This window comes from Paenibacillus sp. 79R4 (genome assembly GCF_013393165.1).
GTDB lineage: Bacteria > Bacillota > Bacilli > Paenibacillales > Paenibacillaceae > Fontibacillus.
In genome coordinates this window covers 214,451-229,020 of sequence record NZ_QJOT01000003.1, presented here as the reverse complement: position 1 = coordinate 229,020, position 14,570 = coordinate 214,451, and the positions used below count along the sequence as shown (strand labels likewise).

13 protein-coding genes and 1 pseudogene are annotated in these 14,570 nt (G+C 47.6%); 10 read left to right on the top strand and 4 right to left on the bottom strand.

Going from position 1 to position 14,570, the window contains the following annotated elements:
• Positions 1 to 60: 60 nt before the first annotated feature.
• The gene (locus tag DMN77_RS05080; protein ID WP_179013811.1) at positions 61 to 1,269 is read left to right on the top strand and encodes an alpha amylase family protein; all 1,209 of its coding nucleotides are present in this window, start codon (positions 61 to 63) and stop codon (positions 1,267 to 1,269) included.
• Positions 1,270 to 1,645: 376 nt separating this feature from the next.
• Here the strand turns inward: DMN77_RS05080 and DMN77_RS05075 are convergent, their stop codons facing one another.
• Positions 1,646 to 2,500 (bottom strand): lipoate--protein ligase family protein, encoded by an 855-nt coding sequence (locus tag DMN77_RS05075; protein WP_229521083.1) that lies wholly within the window; start codon positions 2,498 to 2,500, stop codon positions 1,646 to 1,648.
• Positions 2,501 to 2,711: 211 nt separating this feature from the next.
• On the opposite strand from DMN77_RS05075, the gene DMN77_RS05070 reads away from it, so the two are divergent.
• Complete coding sequence (locus tag DMN77_RS05070; RefSeq protein ID WP_179013809.1) at positions 2,712 to 3,335, top strand: class I SAM-dependent methyltransferase; 624 nt, start codon at positions 2,712 to 2,714, stop codon at positions 3,333 to 3,335.
• A 76-nt stretch (positions 3,336 to 3,411) separates the two neighbouring features.
• Positions 3,412 to 3,651 carry a nucleoside triphosphate pyrophosphohydrolase gene (locus tag DMN77_RS23765; protein ID WP_068782189.1) on the top strand — a complete coding sequence of 80 codons (240 nt, stop codon included), beginning with the start codon at positions 3,412 to 3,414 and terminating at the stop codon, positions 3,649 to 3,651.
• A 25-nt stretch (positions 3,652 to 3,676) separates the two neighbouring features.
• Here DMN77_RS23765 and DMN77_RS24195 read toward each other — a convergent pair.
• A pseudogene (locus tag DMN77_RS24195) lies at positions 3,677 to 3,823 on the bottom strand (DNA/RNA helicase domain-containing protein); the annotation flags it as partial.
• A gap of 131 nt (positions 3,824 to 3,954) precedes the next feature.
• Between DMN77_RS24195 and DMN77_RS05060 the strand changes: the two are divergent.
• The gene (locus DMN77_RS05060; RefSeq protein WP_179013806.1) at positions 3,955 to 4,281 is read left to right on the top strand and encodes a thioredoxin family protein; all 327 of its coding nucleotides are present in this window, start codon (positions 3,955 to 3,957) and stop codon (positions 4,279 to 4,281) included.
• Between the two features lie 334 nt (positions 4,282 to 4,615).
• Here the strand turns inward: DMN77_RS05060 and chrA are convergent, their stop codons facing one another.
• Positions 4,616 to 5,848 carry a chromate efflux transporter gene (gene chrA / locus DMN77_RS05055; RefSeq protein WP_179013804.1) on the bottom strand — a complete coding sequence of 411 codons (1,233 nt, stop codon included), beginning with the start codon at positions 5,846 to 5,848 and terminating at the stop codon, positions 4,616 to 4,618.
• A 237-nt stretch (positions 5,849 to 6,085) separates the two neighbouring features.
• Positions 6,086 to 7,159 carry a M42 family metallopeptidase gene (locus DMN77_RS05050; protein ID WP_068782187.1) on the bottom strand — a complete coding sequence of 358 codons (1,074 nt, stop codon included), beginning with the start codon at positions 7,157 to 7,159 and terminating at the stop codon, positions 6,086 to 6,088.
• A 491-nt stretch (positions 7,160 to 7,650) separates the two neighbouring features.
• On the opposite strand from DMN77_RS05050, the gene spoVAC reads away from it, so the two are divergent.
• The 6 genes from spoVAC (at position 7,651) to DMN77_RS05020 (ending at position 14,521) form a co-directional block, all read left to right on the top strand.
• Positions 7,651 to 8,151 carry a stage V sporulation protein AC gene (gene spoVAC, locus DMN77_RS05045; RefSeq protein WP_068782186.1) on the top strand — a complete coding sequence of 167 codons (501 nt, stop codon included), beginning with the start codon at positions 7,651 to 7,653 and terminating at the stop codon, positions 8,149 to 8,151.
• A 1-nt stretch (position 8,152) separates the two neighbouring features.
• Positions 8,153 to 9,175, top strand: a complete 1,023-nt coding sequence (gene spoVAD, locus DMN77_RS05040) for a stage V sporulation protein AD (RefSeq protein ID WP_068782185.1) — start codon at positions 8,153 to 8,155, stop codon at positions 9,173 to 9,175.
• Positions 9,172 to 9,522 (top strand): stage V sporulation protein AE, encoded by a 351-nt coding sequence (gene spoVAE, locus DMN77_RS05035; protein WP_068782184.1) that lies wholly within the window; start codon positions 9,172 to 9,174, stop codon positions 9,520 to 9,522. The genes spoVAD and spoVAE overlap by 4 nt, the downstream gene beginning before the upstream one ends.
• A 558-nt stretch (positions 9,523 to 10,080) precedes the next feature.
• On the top strand, positions 10,081 to 11,037 hold the full coding sequence (locus DMN77_RS05030) for an AAA family ATPase (protein ID WP_179013802.1): 957 nt from the start codon (positions 10,081 to 10,083) through the stop codon (positions 11,035 to 11,037).
• A 122-nt stretch (positions 11,038 to 11,159) separates the two neighbouring features.
• On the top strand, positions 11,160 to 12,293 hold the full coding sequence (locus DMN77_RS05025; RefSeq protein ID WP_256872240.1) for a DUF58 domain-containing protein: 1,134 nt from the start codon (positions 11,160 to 11,162) through the stop codon (positions 12,291 to 12,293).
• The gene (locus DMN77_RS05020) at positions 12,290 to 14,521 is read left to right on the top strand and encodes a DUF4129 domain-containing transglutaminase family protein (protein ID WP_179013799.1); all 2,232 of its coding nucleotides are present in this window, start codon (positions 12,290 to 12,292) and stop codon (positions 14,519 to 14,521) included. The genes DMN77_RS05025 and DMN77_RS05020 overlap by 4 nt, the downstream gene beginning before the upstream one ends.
• Positions 14,522 to 14,570: the final 49 nt, after the last annotated feature.

Here is a 14,570-nt window from a genome sequence, read left to right as displayed (position 1 = left end):
TTCACGGGGTGCCAGATATCAATTTGGCACCCCGAATTTATATAGTTGAGGTGACCCAATATGAATATATCCATGGAAAAGGGAGCAAATGTGTTGTGGGTTGATTTTATCGCGAATGGGGTTCGACTAGCGGATCGTGCGGAGAGGCAGCGCCTTGTGAACAGTGCGAAGCAAGCTGGAGTAACCCACTTGGTGGTGGATGCCAAAATCCCCTATGGACATACGACATTCCCAAGTTCTTATGCATATCATGTAAGCCGTTGGTCAGACGGAAGTTATCAAGTATGGGAAGGAAGAGATTTTCTTGCGGAAATGATCGAGGAAGCGAGTGTTGTCGGGCTTCAAGTCATTGCTAACGTAGATGTATTCGCAGAAGGGACGACCCGTTCAAGAGATGGTATTGCTTATGACAAGAAGGATTGGCAGGTCATGCTGTATCAGCCGAGTCTTTCTTCGGAACCGGTAGCCGCTGAAAATGCGGATGATGATACGATCTTTGTGAACCCGATTCATGAAGAAGTTCAACAGCACGAGCTTGGGATTCTGAAGGAGATCGCATCAAACTATAAAATTAGTGGTATAGTGCTTGACCGCTGTCGCTATCCGAATGTCTATGGTGATTTTAGCGAATCAAGCAGGAGAGCATTCGAGCAATATATTGGTCAGCCGGTAGCACAATGGCCACAAGACATTTTTACCTTACAAGAAGGTACGAAACAAATCGAGCATGGGCGCTGGTTCGCGAAATGGACGGAATGGCGTGCGCTGAACATTAAACATTTCGTGCAATCGGCTAAGCAAGTTGTTAAATTCACAAATCCAAGTCTGTCCTTCAGCATTTATGTTGGATCATGGTATCCGCTATATTACAACGAGGGTGTCAATTGGGCCAGTGAAACCTATCGTTCGAACTTGCCATGGGCATCTGAAGAATATCATATTTCCGCGTATGCCGATGAATTGGATTTCATTATGACCGGTTGTTATTATCCCGAAGTACGAATTGAAGAAGCCGTCCAGAATGGCAGGCCTGCGGAATGGTACAGCGTAGAAGGCGCGATCCAAATGAGCCTAGAGGCAATTAACGGACAGATTCCAGTCATCGCGAGCTTATATTTGAAGGATTACGAAGGAAACATTGATCAATTTGAAAAAGCGGTTCAGATGTGCCAACAACGCACGCATGGTGTCATGTTGTTCGATGTAAGCCATTTGGAAGACTATAGCTGGTGGGGGCAGTTGGATTCTGTGTTGTCAGTGAAGTCTTGATTCATTTACTGATTTTAATACCATGTCAGAAGATGCACTCAAGAAGCGATTAGAATAGAAACGATTTTTCGTACAGGTCGATTATGGTTAGATACCACCATGATTGATCTTTTTTTTAGAGAACAACTGTTTCCTGGCATAGGTCTGTCAGGATTTCCATTTATACCGATAACATATGGAAGTTAAAGTAGGGAACTGTATTGGTTAACTTCGCGTCGTTGGTAATCCTTTACTAGAATGTCGCACTGCAGCAGCAGAAACCGAGTGATGTTTCTTGGGGAGTTGAATTTGTTTTTCAAAATTTATTATGGACATCGGTTTGATCTTATACAGTATAAAGGAATAGGAGAGGGGGACCATTCTCACCTATTCACTTTCACGCTTTGATCCCGTAACGTTCACGCAGTGTATGGATGAAGGCATGCACCTGTTCCGGTTCTGGAACCCATAATCCTGAGGCAGCCTGCTCGAGACAAAGTTCAGATTGGCATCCCCGGATCACTTGTTTAGTAGATTCTATGAATACCTGCGCCGCATCGCTTCCAAGCGAAGCTAGTTCTTCCAGACTGCCCATCTTATCTTCGGTAACGACAGGATGATCCCCTTTCAGCACGCCTAACGCTGCACGCTCATAGAACGAGCGGACGAGCCCTGCGCTCTCCTTGCCCGAACCTTCGCATATGACGAATGCCTGTACGACAAAGGCATGGGCTTGACGACGCTGCGCAATGCCACAAAATTTGATGCCGCCTATGCTGAGATCATAATCGCCAGGGCAGTATGCGCCATCGATTTCACCCTTGTCGATTGTGTAGCTCGTATTCTGCAGGGCAAGTTTGATTAGCTGATACATACGCTCATAATCCGAGCGGAAGAATTTGTCACCAAGACCTTCCTTCGGAAGGATTAAGGAAATATTCACAACACCCAAATCGAGTGGTACGGCAGCTCCGCCCGTGCTGCGGACAGCCGTCGAGTAGCCAAGCGATTCCAGCCATTTCTGCGCCTTTGTTGCATGAGGCAGTCTGCTGTCACGCAATCCCATCACGAAGCCTCTCGGATGGCGCCATAGATGACATACAGCGGGACCTCCCTTGCCTGTATGTCTGCACAACAGCTCGTCTAATGCAAAAGGATACAGAATGTCAGGCTCCTCTAGGTGTTGCGTGCGATCTAGCACTAGGATATCGTCTAGTCCATCCGAATGAAATGAAGTCTTACATTCCGCCAATTCTACATCCCCCTTATAAAGCATAAAACAGAAATCCAATCTATTCGTATCTTAACACGCATGAGTTCGTTACGGAAAACGAGAGACTCGTCGTAAGTCCTCTAGCGATGACATAAATAAGGGTAGCCGTTAAAGAAATGTGCTAGGATAGATCTAAAGTAAAGAAGATGATCCGGAAATCGCGGCTTATATGTGGGGAGGTTCCATATTAATGAGTGAAGATAATTTAAGCATCAAATTGTCTCTTCGGGAGGCATATGACAATCATGCCAATCTCCGGGATTCAGCACAATTGGAAGATTGGAAGGCTGAGGAAAGAGTTAAAGTGTTAAATGCATTCCGATCGAATGAGGTACAAAGTATTCTAGAAATTGGAGCGGGTCCCGGACGGGATAGCTTATATTTTAAAGAGCATGGATTTGATATTACAGCTGTGGATTTGTCAGAAGAAATGGTCCGTTTGTGCACACAAAAGGGATTATATGCTAAGGTAATGGATTTCTACCATCTGGATTTTGCAGATCGATCCTTTGATGCGATTTATGCCATGAACTGTTTGCTACATGTTCCAAAAGCTCAGCTTCCTGTCGTTCTTACGGAAATTAAGCGCATTTTGAAGCCAAACGCCTTATTCTACTTAGGGCTCTATGGAGGGATTTCCACTGACGGTATTTGGATGCAGGATGTTTATGAGCCTAAGAGATATTTTGCCATGTATCCAGACGAGGAGATTCAACAAATCATCAAGTGTCATTTGCAAATTGAAGACTTTCATACACGAGATATGGGTGAAGGAAATCCCCATTTTCAAGCGATGTTGCTCAGGAACTATTAGGTTAGTCGCCGTAGAATCTAGACATATGAGGAAACCTAGCAATACTTCTATGATCAGAGAGGGGTATAACGACACCATGCCAGTTTATAACAAGCTTGTCCGGGATCTAATCCCGGACATTATCGGAGCACAGGGGAAGCAGTATACCATCAAGACGTTGGACATAGAGACATATATTATAGAACTGCGAAGAAAACTGCAGGAAGAGCATCTGGAATACATATCAGCGAAAACGGATCAGGAGGCTTCTGCCCAATTATATAGTTCCGCAGCTCCGGGTTTCGGCAATAGAGGAAACACCCTTTCATTCCTCTAGAGATTAACACTTTGTATATATTTTTAATTAGCTTTGTTAGTTGTTCATTATCATTTTTCAGTCCCTTTTTCCCTTGTTTGTCCTTATACTTTTCAAAGTCAGCATAAATACGCATCGATTGAGGATATTTTAAATCATTACCGATGATGACACCAACATAATCAAATTCCAACCCTTGTGAGGTGTGAACACGTGCTATGGGGGTGGAAGGATCGATTCCTTTTGCATACTATTGTGTAAATGGTTAAAATAACATATTAAGTGCAACGTGATTACGGAAAACAAGGCAGGGGGAGTCTTATTATGGAACGCATTCAAACAGAGAAACGGTATGAGGAACTGATTAATCGCAATCAATTGACTATTATTAAATACGATGCTACCTGGTGTCCAGACTGCAAGACGCTGGATAAGTTCATGCCAGATATTATGGCTAAACATCAGGACAAAGATTTTTATGCTTTGGATGTGGAACAGCTTGAAGAGATTACGAGCAAAAATGAAGTACGCGGAATCCCAAGTCTTCTGGTGTATAAAAATGGGGAGAAGATAGCTCATCTTCATAGCAAATACGCCAAAACGCCAAGCCAGATTTCCGAGTATCTAGAGACATTGGAATCGAAAAAATAGAGGGAATTGATACGGTTCGTTATAAGAAGCTTATTCTCGCTGTCCTATTACATCGCGTCAGTTCTGATTAAGAATTTAATATCTGATCAGGAACAAATGCTTTTAAAAAAAGGTTCATTCTCATTTGGCTTCCTTTTATTCTCTATCTCAAAAGATTCTTATTGAAACTTCTGTTTCTGTCAGCAGCTTAATAAAAAGGTTATGAAAAAAGCAATCCAGACGATAATCCTGGGCTGCTTTTTTGTGATACCGATAGAATCTAATAGAAATACCCACCTAGGCATAAATCTAAGCGGGTATTTCTCTCTCTATCTTACCTCCACAGAACCCTCCTCTACGATACTAAAGACACTAACAACGCTCCACCAACCGCTGAGAACAACACAACCATCCACGGTGGGAGCTTCCAAAGCATAAGCATGCCGAAGGTAGCAAGTGCTAGACAGAAGTCGTAAGGAGTATGAATTGCTTTGATCCATACCGGATCATACAGGGCGGCAAGCAGGATGCCGACCACGGCAGCGTTCATTCCTTGAAAGACGAATTGGACATTAGAGCGGCGGCGGATTGTATCCCAGTAAGGCAAAGTACCAATCACCAATAGAAATGAAGGCAGGAACATCGCGATTAAAGCGGCCACGGCACCAGCCCATCCGTTCATCACGCTACCCAAATAAGCCGAAAAGGTAAATAAGGGGCCAGGTACAGCTTGAGCTGCTCCGTAACCTGCAAGAAACTGGGCGTCTGTTAGCCAGCCTGATGGAACCAATTCCGCTTGCAGGATAGGAAGGACGACATGACCTCCACCAAAGACTAGGGAGCCTGCGCGATAAAAAGTATCGAACAACGCCAGCCAGCGAGAATGAACGACTGTTCGCAACAAGAGCAATCCGATCAATAGTCCGAAAAATAAGATCCAGGCGATGAGCGCTGACCGGCGGTTTTTAGAAGCTTCTATATAAGCATGAGGAACTTTAATACTTACGGGCTTTGTCAGAAAGAAGCGCCCGACCAGCCCGGCACCAGCAATAAGTATAAGCTGGGTATAGGCGGCAGGCCATAATAAGGTGATAATAGCAACGAGTATGGCGATTGTCCCCCGAGTACGATCGGGAGCAAGGCTTCGCGCCATTCCCCAGACGGCTTGGGCGACAATGGCTACAGCAGCGATCATGAATCCGTGCAGCCAGCCGGCGCTATCAACCTCGTAATTTTTCAAAGCATACGCGAAGATCGCTAACGCAATTGCTGAAGGCAAAGTAAAACCAAGCCAAGAAGCAATCCCTCCAAGCAAACCGCCCCGCATCATACCGATGGAAATCCCGACTTGGCTGCTGGCAGGTCCCGGCAGGAACTGGCATAGGGCAACCAGATCGGCATAGCTTTTTTCATCCAGCCATTTTCTCCGGATTACATATTCCTCGCGAAAATATCCCAAATGGGCGATAGGCCCGCCAAAGGATGTTAATCCAAGCTTTGTCGAGACACTGAGAATTTCAAGCATCGTCCCCGCTTGCTTAACATGCAATTTATTAGCATGCAATGGGTTCTCCTTCAGTTCCGCCATGTTATATAAATCAATCCCCTTCAATTAAACTCATATGGACATCAAGAATTCCCCGCTCTCATTACTTTAGAGAACTTCATATTGACTTTATACAACGAGTGTTAACTAAATCGATTTTTTTTGTAAAGATTGCTTCTTCTTGCTTCTAACTGATCCCTAACTAAAAATTCCCTCATCCAGTTTTTCACTGAATAAGGGAATTCTCTCTTGCCATTAAGGGTTAATAAAATCGTTCGATTAGCTATTCTCCAAAATCGTGTTCAGCGTCGTACGGTCCAGCCCTTTGACGAGTTTGGTCAACAATTCTTTGGCGGCATCGTAATCATCCGTGTGGATGATGGATGACGAGGTATGGATGTAGCGGGAGCAAATACCGATAACCGTTGAAGGTACGCCGCTGCCGCTCAGGTGGACTTGGCCGGCATCCGTTCCGCCTGGAGAGACGAAATATTGATATTTGATCTTATTCGTATCTGCCGTGTCCTGAATATATTCGACCATACCCCGATGGGTAAGCATCGTTGGATCGTAAATTCGCAGCAGGGCACCTCCGCCAAGCTGACCGAACGCTTTCTTGTCTCCCGTCGTATCGTTGGCCGCACTGGCATCTAGGCCGAAGAAAATGTCCGGCTGGATCATATTGGCGGAAGTCCGTGCTCCGCGCAGACCCAGTTCCTCCTGAACTGTAGTACCGCAGTACAAGGTGTTTGGCAATTTCTCCTTATGTAGAGCCTCCATTAACTCGAGCGCCAAACCTACACCGTAACGGTTATCCCAGGCTTTGGCCATAATTTTCTTAGGATTTACCATTGGTGTAAATTCGCAGATCGGTACGATTTGCTGACCTGGGCGCACCCCTGCCGCTTCTGCCTGCTCCCGGCTGTCTGCACCGATATCCAGATACATCGTCTTCAGGTCCACCGGCTTGCTGCGATCCGCTTCACTTAGCAGATGGGTTGGCGTTGAACCGACAACACCGATAATCCGGCCTTGCGGAGTAATAATCTGCAGGCGCTGTGCCAGTACAGCCTGGCTCCACCAGCCGCCAAGCGGTTGAAAGGAGACCATCCCGTGATCGCTAATTCCTGTGGTCATGAAGCCAACCTCATCCAAATGCCCGGCTACCATTACTTTAGGGCCGTTATCGTCTCCGCGAAGCACCCCAAATATACTACCCAGTCGATCCTGCAGAAATTCTGAGGTATAGGCCGACATTTTCTCTTTGACAAAGGCACGCAGTTCACGTTCGAAGCCCGGCGCCGCAGGGAATTCGGTTAGCTGCTTGAATAATTCCAACGTTTTAGTATTCATTTCGCATCTCTCCTTGCAGATGATTTAAATACGGTCCGCTTTCTAATTTGCTTCATGATCCATCGCGCGGACTTGTTAAACAACCTCTTTAAGTATGTACCATCTTGCTATTATTGTCTATTTGTAAAGGGATAAGCCCAAGAGTGGGCGAATATCGCACATTGCATGCGCCTGTAGCATATACTGCGGATAAGTTAAGGAAATGATTGGGAGGCTAACGAAGATGGAGCGTTACTCCAAGGACTGGATCGTAATATTCCTGCTGTTTATTCTGCTCATCATTATTTTGCAGTATTTGTAGGGGCGGAAGGTCGGTCTTTAATTTTTGCACATTTATCAGACAAACAGTGTTTCTCAGGAAACTGGGGGACACTGTTTTTTGCTGTTCAGCCGGATATGGATGATTTACCAAACATAACAAGCCGCCAAGTGGCAAATAATGAATATGCAGTGTTAGGAGAGGAATCAAATCACAAGAAGGAGGGACAATAGTGCCAACAAAGACAAAATCAGGCGCCCGGTTCAGGTTGAACTCCATCTCGTTGACTGAAGAGGACTATAAGCAGATTGCTGATTCCCATAAGCCGAAGTCGAATATCTTCAAAAATTGCTTAAAGGCCTTCCTGGTGGGCGGTTTCATCTGCTTCATCGGCCAGTGCATCCAGCAGCTCTTCATGACCTTTGCCGGAATGTCCTCGAAGGAAGCGAGCAGCCCGACCGTTGCTGTATTGATCATTATATCCGTTATCCTGACATCGCTTGGTGTATACGATAAGATCGCACAGTGGGCAGGCGCCGGTTCAGCCGTTCCGGTTACCGGATTTGCCAACTCGATGTGTTCCTCGGCGATTGAATCAAAGGCGGAGGGTCTAGTGCTTGGCGTAGGGGCCAATATGTTCAAATTGGCTGGCTCCGTCATTGTATTTGGTGTGGTAGCCGCTTTTATCGTGGGAGTTGTACATGTGATCTTTGGCCTAGGGGGGGCGCATTAAAATGCTGACCGGTGCACAAACCTGGGAGTTCCGCAGCAAACCGACGATTATTGGGGCGGCGACCGTGGTTGGCCCAGAAGAGGGAGACGGGCCGCTCTCTTCAAGTTTTGACTTTATCTACGACAACCTGGAGATTGATGAGAAGACCTGGGAGAAAGCGGAGCGCAAGCTGCTCCAACACGCCTCTTCGCTGGCGCTTATGAATGCAGGCATCACCAAAGAGCAGCTCCAGTTCTTTATTGGCGGCGATCTGATGAATCAGATTATTAGCGCAACCTTCGCTGCCCGAGATATTGCCGCCCCTTACCTCGGCGTATTTGGGGCCTGCTCAACCTCGATGGAGAGCCTTGCCATCGCGGCCATGATTGTAGATGCCGGGGGTGCCAAATATGCGATGGCCGGGACGGCCAGCCATAACTGCACCGTGGAGAAGCAGTTCCGCTATCCAACGGAATACGGATCACAAAAACCGGCAACAGCTCAATATACGATTACAGGCTCCGGCTGCGCCGTAGTCTCCTCATCAGGGACCGGGCCTCGCATCACACATGCGACGATTGGACGCATTCAGGATATGGGGATCAAGGACCCTTTTAATATGGGAGCCGCCATGGCCCCGGCAGCAGCCGATACGATCGTTACGCATTTCCGCGATACAGGACGGGGGCCGGAGGACTACGACTTAATCGTAACCGGCGATCTGGCCTCGGTAGGACATGCTATTGTTAAGGATGTTCTAAGCAAGGACGGACTATCCATGGATAAGACCGAATTCAATGATTGCGGGCTGATGATCTTCGATCGGGAGAGACAGAATTTTGTCATGGCTGGAGGCAGTGGCTGCGGGTGCTCTGCGGTCGTTACTTATGGACATATTATGAAAAAAATGAAACAAAGAGAGCTGAATCGTGTGTTGGTCGTTGCGACGGGTGCGCTGTTATCCCCGCTATCCTATCAGCAGGGAGAGAGCATCCCGTGTATCGCTCATGCGGTGGCTCTGGAAAGAGAGGCAGGTTCAGCATGATTTTTCTATGGGCTTTTATCGTTGGGGGACTGTTCTGTGTACTCGGGCAAATCATGTTCGACGTGTTCAAGCTTACTCCCGCACATACGATGAGTACCCTTGTTGTTATCGGGGCGGTGATGGATGCATTCGGACTATATGATCCGCTTGTAAAATTCGCCGGGGCGGGAGCATCGGTGCCAATCACAAGCTTTGGCAACTCGCTGGTTCACGGCGCACTCTCCGAGCTGCAGCGGGATGGCTGGATTGGCGTCATTACCGGGATTTTCGAGGTCACCAGCGCCGGTATCTCGGCAGCGATCATTTTCTCCTTCCTGGCTGCACTTGTCGTCCGACCAAAAGGATAAGATAAGCGGGAACATAAAAGAGCGACTCTAAGCCATTCGGCGAGAGGTACGCTCTTTTTTTATGCGCGTTCAAAAAGTACGGTTATTAGCACTGTGAAGATGGGATAAAGCCAAAGACTGAGGAGGAGTGGAACTACACGTTTTCGTAGAACAGACCTCGCAAGCATATTAGCTTGTGATCAGTACGCGGGCATCTGAGATGTTTCCGCAGGAACCTGGCATCAGCAAGCATTGCTTGTAGTGAGTACGCTGGAAACTTGCATCAGCAAGCATTTACTTAGGCCCAAGTGAAATTCAGAACCGCTGTTTAATAAATTTACAGTGCTGCTTTATGTTGGGCTTAAAATAAATAAGTTATCAACGGAGTTGACGGAATTTTAAATCGCAAGAAAACCTGCCTTTGAATTGCGGTCGCTTATTCTTGAATTGGCCCCAATTGGTTTTTTTGAGCGAAAGCGGATTTTTTGGATGACCTCTATGAACTTGAGTATACTTAGTCTAGCGATATCATGTAAAATAGGGAGATATAGTAAACGATGATTGGAAGGGGACAAGCTTATGCCTGTAAATGAACCAATTACTACGGCACTTTCTGCCATTCGTGATAATCTGCAGAATTGTATATTAGGCAAGTCATTCGAGATTGAGCTTCTATTAACAACGCTACTAGCCGGCGGGCATGTTTTGATAGAGGATGTTCCCGGAACTGGCAAGACCCAGCTGATTAAGGCTCTGAGCAAATCAATCAATGGAGAATATCGCAGAATACAGTGTAATCCTGATATTTTGCCTAGTGACATAACGGGCGTCTCCGTGTTCCATCCTCATGAGGAGCGCTTTGTGTTCCGGCCAGGGCCGGTTATGACCAACATACTGCTGGTTGATGAGATCAACCGGGCAACCACGAAGACACAATCGGCATTGCTGGAAGTGATGGAGGAGCGCAGCGTGACCGCAGACGGCGTAACCTATGATCTCCCGCATCCATTTATGCTTTGCGCTACCCAGAATCCGATCGATTTCGAAGGGACTTATCATCTTCCCGAGGCCCAGCTCGATCGCTTCATGATGAAGATTCAGATCGGTTATCCTGATGCAGAGACAGAGAAGAATATGCTGTATTCCCATCAGCAAGGCCAGCCTGTAGATCAATTGAGACCGGTGACGACGATGGAAGAGATCGGGCAAATGCAGCGGCAAATCCGTGACGTACATGCAAGTGAGATCGTGACCGACTATCTGCTAGAGATCGTACGGCGCTCAAGAGAGCATGCAGACGTTCTGCTCGGTGCCTCGCCTCGGGCCTCGATTGCTTTCCTCACAGCGGTGAAGGCATTTGCATTCCTGCAAGGCCGCGATTTTGTCCTGCCGGATGACATCAAAATTTTAGCTCCCTATGTCCTGGGACATCGAATTTTATTGCGCCCGGAATCCAGACTCGGCAACATGAACGGCAATCAGGTGCTGTTCCAGATCCTGCGGCAGATCCAAGTGCCTGTAGCTGTGGGGAGATAACGATGCGGGGCATAATGAGTGCAGTAAAATCAGGTCTGACTTCCGGGAATTTTTGGAAAGCGGCTTCATTATGGTTCATTTGTTTGTTATACGTATTGTTTCAGGGTGGAAAGACATCGTTCATGCTGTTTACAATGATCAATGTGCTGGCGTTGTATTGGGTCATCTGCAGTCTGGCGGGCGTAAAGCGGGTCAGAGGACAGCGTAGCTTATCGCTGAACGGCGAATTAACGGGGAAGCAGGCCATCCAAGCCGGAAGCCAGGTTGAGGTGAAGCTAAGGCTGCAGTTGCCTACTCTTATTATGCTTCCTTATTTAATAGTAAATGAGCAGTTGCAGCGGCATAACGGAGATTCCTGGAAGTATGAGGATAGCATGGTCCCGCGCCTAGGAAGCCATTTGGAGCTTATCTATCAGACCCCACCGCTGGAACGGGGAAAATACAGCTTTCGGGCGACGGAGTTCCGTTCTAAGGATATTTTCGGTTTGTTGGAGCATGAAGGAGCGTTCCGGGCAGAAGGAGAGTTCTATGTACTCCCGCGGACGATCTTCATCCCGCGCTGGCAATTATTCAGCCGCAACTCCCGCTATTCCGGACCTGAGACTACGATCCTGCAATCGCGCCGTGAGACGACGCAAATAAACGGGGTAAGGGACTATATTTACGGGGATCGAATTTCGAGAATCCACTGGAATGCCACGGCGAAGACAGGCTCCTGGAAATCGAAGGAATTCGAGCGTGAATCAATTCCGAAGACGATGATTATACTGGATGCTCATGCTGGCAGTTATGTTGCTCGGGAGGCGTTTGAACTGGCCGTATCAACGGTTGCTTCTTTACTGGAATTTGGAGGCCGAGAGAGAATCAACATGGGATTGTGTATTCTTGGCCGAGAGGTTTGGGGCAGTGCCCCGACGGAGAGTCCGCTTGAGCGCCAGCAAATGCTGCATCAATTAGTAGATATTAGTCCGGAAGGCAGCGGTAATTATCAGGCTCAGCTTGAACAGCGCAAGGAACTGTTTAATGCAGGGGCGTTCTTTATTATAGTTACTCCACTGGCAGATCAGCTTCTGTTCGATATGCTGCGCTGGGCCAAAAGAAGCCAAATGGCTCCATTTCATATTCATATCAACAGCACCGGGAATGTGGATTCACGTATGCGTCCCGGATCTCTATATAACCGTCAGGAAATCGCTGGCATTCAGTTATCGTCTCTAACCGAGCTGCCTGTATTGTTAGGGGGTGGCCGCGGTTGAAGCGCTCCGATGAACCGGTTTATTGGTATCGTCTCTTTAAAATGTTATGGATTATCCTGCTAGGGATGCAGTGGGTTAGCTTTACAGAGCCAATCTGGCTCCAAGAGACGACCGATATTGTAACTTGGACACTGATCATTGTGGCGGCGATTGCTATTCTGCCTGTAGCTTCCCTGGTGCGAAATATCGGCAAGCTGCTCTCTATTGTGATTATTTGTCGGATAATATTGATCAGGTATGGGATTTACATGCCGTACGGACGATTGTTTCCCGATCAGATTTTGCAAATGCTTATGGAATTTATCCCATATATTTGGTTCGCCTTAATCACCTGGTTAGCCATGGAGCTTATATCAAGACTACTTCTTACGCGAAAATATATTTTGCTGTTTCTGGCAGCGGATCTGGTCGCTTTTGCCATTCTGGATTCTTTTACTCCTTATCAATTATGGCAAAATGTAGCCTGGACGGTATTTGCCGGACTCGGCTGGCTCGTCTGTCTTCATCTGCGCGATTATCAAATAGCTTATCCTTATGGCTGGCTTAGACTTCGGAAGTATCCGTTCAAGATTGTCTCCAATATTCTGCTTATTTTCGCAGGGGTATTATTGATCGGCACGAGTGTGCCTCCCGTGTCTCCTATACTTACCGATCCTTATACAGCTTGGAAGGGGAGAAGCGGAGGACAGGGGAGCGGCGGCGAAGTACAGTCTGCTATATCAAATGCGATCACGAACAAAGACTCCGACGCACAGGAAGTTCTCTCCGGTTACAGTCGAGATGATACCGAGCTTGGCGGAGGCTTCGAATTCAATTACAGTCCGGTGATGTCGGTAGACTCGCCGCTGCGTACTTATTGGCGCGGTGAGACGAGACATATCTATACCGGAAAAGGCTGGGCTGACTTTGATAAGGAAAAGCGGGACTATGAGGTCTTTCGCGGAATGACTACCCCTGCGGGCCTGACTCATGAGCAGGCTGGAAATATTGAAATGAGGGAAGTGGAGCAGACCATTACGATGGAGTCGGACGAAGCTTATCCGGTTCTGTTTGGGGGTTACTTCATTACTAAGGTATCTTTACTGGACGAGGATCGTGGCGGAAATCCCAAGCTAAGCTGGGCCGCACAGGAGGGGGAGCTGCGCTGGGGCGGAGGCTTCCGGGGCTCACAGCCGGATTATCCGGTTAAATATAAGGTGACATCAGAAATTCCTGTCATTCCATTGACTGAACTGCGTGGAGCCAGCTATAAGCATCTATATAAGGTTCCCATCGACGAAGCGTACTTGCAGGTTCCCTCTTCATTGCCTGAGCGGGTTAAGGATTTGGCGGAAGAGATTATAGCGGATGGGGATACTCCGTACAAGCAAATGGAGCTTCTCCAGGAATATTTGCGGGCTAACTATGAGTACACGAACAAACCTGATATTTCACTGCGTCGGAGCAAGGATTTCGTGGACAGCTTCTTATTTGAAGTAAAAGAAGGCTACTGCGACTATTTTTCGACCGCGATGGTCATGATGGCGCGTTCGCAAGGAATTCCGGCTCGCTGGGTGAAAGGGTATGGCCCGGGGAGCCAGCCGGATCCCGAGGATATGAGGGGGAGACCGGCTCTAGCGACATCAACAGCGTACCAGGTGAACAATTCTGATTCCCATTCCTGGGCTGAATTGTACTTCGGTGAATACGGCTGGATTCCGTTTGAAGCTACGCCGGGCTTTACGGCTCCGTTGTTATATGCGGATGAGTCGCCGGAGGAAGTTGCAGCGGATGAACCGGATTCAGAGGAGATTGTTCAGGACAGCGCTGTTGAGAACGAGACCTCCTGGTTATCAGCCAACACCACGGCGATACGTTATGTTTCAGGGAGTATTATATTGCTTGCGGTCATCTGGCTTCTGTATCAGTTACGGGAGCGTATCTATTATGGCTTCGTTCGCCTGCGCCTCGGCAGATCGTTGACCTATGCGGATAAGATTGCATACGGAACTTTGCGTACCGTAAAGAAGCTGCAGCGGCAAGGGTTCGAACGTCATGAGCATGAGACGGTTCGCGAAATGTTCGAACGGATCAGGGAGCAGCAGCCAGAGCTCTCGGGGACTCTTGATCATTTGTTACAGAAATATGAAAGTGCTATGTACAGTCCGATGACAGCGACAAATGCGGATTGGCTCAGTGTCCAACGGCTGTGTCACAAGCTGTCCTGCATCAATCATGGCAAAAAATAAACAACCGTCACATGTTTGCATCAGACTTGTCCCTGGACGCTTGCGCCGG

Excerpts from the sequence above, each read along its gene's own strand:
- DMN77_RS05080 (WP_179013811.1), top strand. The coding sequence starts at position 61 with ATGAATATATCCATGGAAAAGGGAGCAAATGTGTTGTGGGTTGATTTT.
- DMN77_RS05070 (WP_179013809.1), top strand. The coding sequence starts at position 2,712 with ATGAGTGAAGATAATTTAAGCATCAAATTGTCTCTTCGGGAGGCATAT.
- DMN77_RS23765 (WP_068782189.1), top strand. The coding sequence starts at position 3,412 with ATGCCAGTTTATAACAAGCTTGTCCGGGATCTAATCCCGGACATTATC.
- DMN77_RS05060 (WP_179013806.1), top strand. The coding sequence starts at position 3,955 with ATGGAACGCATTCAAACAGAGAAACGGTATGAGGAACTGATTAATCGC.
- chrA (WP_179013804.1), bottom strand. The coding sequence starts at position 5,848 with ATGGCGGAACTGAAGGAGAACCCATTGCATGCTAATAAATTGCATGTT.
- DMN77_RS05050 (WP_068782187.1), bottom strand. The coding sequence starts at position 7,159 with ATGAATACTAAAACGTTGGAATTATTCAAGCAGCTAACCGAATTCCCT.
- spoVAD (WP_068782185.1), top strand. The coding sequence starts at position 8,153 with ATGCTGACCGGTGCACAAACCTGGGAGTTCCGCAGCAAACCGACGATT.
- spoVAE (WP_068782184.1), top strand. The coding sequence starts at position 9,172 with ATGATTTTTCTATGGGCTTTTATCGTTGGGGGACTGTTCTGTGTACTC.
- DMN77_RS05030 (WP_179013802.1), top strand. The coding sequence starts at position 10,081 with ATGCCTGTAAATGAACCAATTACTACGGCACTTTCTGCCATTCGTGAT.
- DMN77_RS05025 (WP_256872240.1), top strand. The coding sequence starts at position 11,160 with ATGCTGTTTACAATGATCAATGTGCTGGCGTTGTATTGGGTCATCTGC.